The organism is Dactylosporangium sp. NPDC051087 (assembly GCF_055586325.1).
This window is the reverse complement of sequence record NZ_JBVJIJ010000081.1, coordinates 1,433-4,854: the sequence shown is the minus strand read 5'-3', so window position 1 is coordinate 4,854 and position 3,422 is coordinate 1,433. Positions and strand designations below refer to the sequence as shown.

General features: G+C 57.2%; 2 rRNA genes. Both read right to left on the bottom strand.

Annotation, left to right across the window (positions count from 1 at the left end):
* Positions 1 to 9 precede the first annotated feature (9 nt).
* A 5S ribosomal RNA gene (gene rrf, locus ACZ6TV_RS55080) occupies positions 10 to 126 on the bottom strand.
* 114 nt (positions 127 to 240) lie between these two features.
* Positions 241 to 3,359: ribosomal RNA gene (locus ACZ6TV_RS55075) — 23S ribosomal RNA — on the bottom strand.
* Positions 3,360 to 3,422 lie beyond the last annotated feature (63 nt).

The following is a 3,422-nucleotide window of genomic DNA, read 5'->3' as shown; positions in this document are numbered from 1 at the left end:
CGAAATTTTGTCCGGCGGCGTCCTACTCTCCCACACTCTCTCGGGTGCAGTACCATCGGCGCTGGAGGGCTTAGCTTCCGGGTTCGGAATGGGACCGGGCGTTTCCCCTCCGCTATGGCCGCCGTAACACTATGAACCTGTCAACCCCGCACACCCACCCTGGATTTCCCCGGGCGGGGTGCGTTGGGTGTTGGTTCAGAATCACACAGTGGATGCGTTGTCTTCAAAACTTTTGTGTATGAGGTCAAGTCCTCGGCCTATTAGTACCGGTCAGCTCAAACCTGTTACCAGGCTTCCACTTCCGGCCTATCAACCCAGTGGTCTAACTGGGGGCCTTAACCCTCAAGGGGTGGGATACCTCATCTCGAAGCGAGCTTCCCGCTTAGATGCTTTCAGCGGTTATCCCTTCCGAACGTAGCCAACCAGCCGTGCTCTTGGCAGAACAACTGGCACACCAGAGGTTCGTCCGTCCCGGTCCTCTCGTACTAGGGACAGCCCTTCTCAAGTATCCTACGCGCGCGGCGGATAGGGACCGAACTGTCTCACGACGTTCTAAACCCAGCTCGCGTACCGCTTTAATGGGCGAACAGCCCAACCCTTGGGACCTACTCCAGCCCCAGGATGCGACGAGCCGACATCGAGGTGCCAAACCATCCCGTCGATATGGACTCTTGGGGAAGATCAGCCTGTTATCCCCGGGGTACCTTTTATCCGTTGAGCGACACCGCTTCCACCTGCCAGTGCCGGATCACTAGTCCCGACTTTCGTCCCTGCTCGACCTGTCAGTCTCACAGTCAAGCCCCCTTGTGCACTTGCACTCAACACCTGATTGCCAACCAGGCTGAGGGAACCTTTGGGCGCCTCCGTTACATTTTAGGAGGCAACCGCCCCAGTTAAACTACCCACCAGACACTGTCCCTGAACCGGATCACGGTCCGAAGTTAGATACCCAAATCCAACAGAGTGGTATTTCAAGCTTGCCTCCACAACCACTGGCGTGGCCGCTTCACCGGCTCCCACCTATCCTACACAATCGAATTCGAGTACCAATGTCAAGCTATAGTGAAGGTCCCGGGGTCTTTCCGTCCTGCCGCGCGTAACGAGCATCTTTACTCGTAGTGCAATTTCGCCGGGCCTGTGGTTGAGACAGTGGGGAAGTCGTTACGCCATTCGTGCAGGTCGGAACTTACCCGACAAGGAATTTCGCTACCTTAGGATGGTTATAGTTACCACCGCCGTTTACTGGCGCTTAAGTTCTCCGCTTCGCCCTCACGGACTAACAGGTCCCCTTAACGTTCCAGCACCGGGCAGGCGTCAGTCCATATACATCGTCTTACGACTTAGCATGGACCTGTGTTTTTAGTAAACAGTCGCTTCCCCCTGGTCTCTGCGGCCACCAACCGCTCCACCAGCACGTGGTCTCACCATCGGTGGCCCCCCTTCTCCCGAAGTTACGGGGGCAATTTGCCGAGTTCCTTAACCACAGTTCGCCCGATCGCCTCGGTATTCTCTACCTGACCACCTGTGTCGGTTTGGGGTACGGGCCGCTCGAAACTCGCTAGAGGCTTTTCTCGGCAGCATGGGATCACTGACTTCGCCTGAAACGGCTCCGCTTCACGTCTCACCCTCAATGCAGTACGGATTTGCCTATACTGCGGGCTACACGCTTGCCCCGGCACAACCACCGGCCGGGTCCAGCTACCCTCCTGCGTCACCCCATCGCTTGCCTACTACCCCACAAGTTCCCAACATCAACCCATCCACCCGAAGGCATCAAGGAATCCGGAGGTTAGTACATGAAGGTTCAGCATGGACGCTTCTACGCGGGTACGGGAATATCAACCCGTTATCCATCGACTACGCCTCTCGGCCTCGCCTTAGGCCCCGACTCACCCAGGGCGGATTAGCCTGGCCCTGGAACCCTTGGTCATCCGGCGGCAGGGTTTCTCACCCTGCTTTCGCTACTCATGCCTGCATTCTCACTCGCGTCACCTCCACGGCTGGATCACTCCGCCGCTTCACCGGTGACACGACGCTCCCCTACCCATCCACACACCTGGACCCTCAGGCGAACCATCAGGCCGGGTTATTGTGTGAATGCCACAGCTTCGGCGGTGTGCTTGAGCCCCGCTACATTGTCGGCGCGGAACCACTTGACCAGTGAGCTATTACGCACTCTTTCAAGGGTGGCTGCTTCTAAGCCAACCTCCTGGTTGTCTATGCGACCCCACATCCTTTACCACTTAGCACACGCTTAGGGGCCTTAGCTGGTGATCTGGGCTGTTTCCCTCTCGACTACGAAGCTTATCCCCCGCAGTCTCACTGCCACGCTCTCACTTACCGGCATTCGGAGTTTAGTTGACTTCAGTAAGCTTGTAGGCCCCCTAGGCCATCCAGTGCTCTACCTCCGGCAAGAAACACGTGACGCTGCACCTAAATGCATTTCGGGGAGAACCAGCTATCACGGAGTTTGATTGGCCTTTCACCCCTAACCACAGGTCATCCCCCAACTTTTCAACGTTGGTGGGTTCGGCCCTCCACGCGGTCTTACCCGCGCTTCAGCCTGCCCATGGCTAGATCACTCCGCTTCGGGTCTAGGACACGCGACTGAACGCCCTATTCAGACTCGCTTTCGCTACGGCTCCCCCACACGGGTTAACCTCGCCACGTATCACTAACTCGCAGGCTCATTCTTCAAAAGGCACGCCGTCACCCCTGACCGAAATCAGGACGCTCCGACGGATTGTAGGCGCACGGTTTCAGGTACTATTTCACTCCCCTCCCGGGGTACTTTTCACCTTTCCCTCACGGTACTCGTCCGCTATCGGTCACCAGGGAGTATTTAGGCTTACCAGGTGGTCCTGGCAGATTCACGGCAGATTACAGGAGTCCGCCGCTACTCGGGAACACACCAACACAGACCCGCGATTTTCGCCTACCGGACTCTCACCGTCTACGGTGCCGCTTTCCAGCGAACTTCGACTAACCACGAATTTTCTGACTGTGCGGTCACATGGCAGCATGACCAAGACATGTCCCACAACCCCGCAAACGCAACCCCTGCCAGGTATCACACGTCCACGGTTTAGCCTCATCCGCTTTCGCTCGCCACTACTCACGGAATCACTGTTGTTTTCTCTTCCTGCGGGTACTGAGATGTTTCACTTCCCCGCGTTCCCTCTACCCGCCCTATGTGTTCAGGCGGGAGTGACACCACATGACTGGTGCCGGGTTCCCCCATTCGGACACCCTGGGATCACAGCTCGGTTGACAGCTCCCCCAGGCCTATCGCGGCCTCCCACGTCCTTCATCGGCTCCTGGTGCCAAGGCATCCACCGTACGCCCTCAGCAACTTGACCACAAAAAAGCTTTAAAGATGCTCGCATCCACTGTGCAATTCTCAACCAACACCAAACCCGACG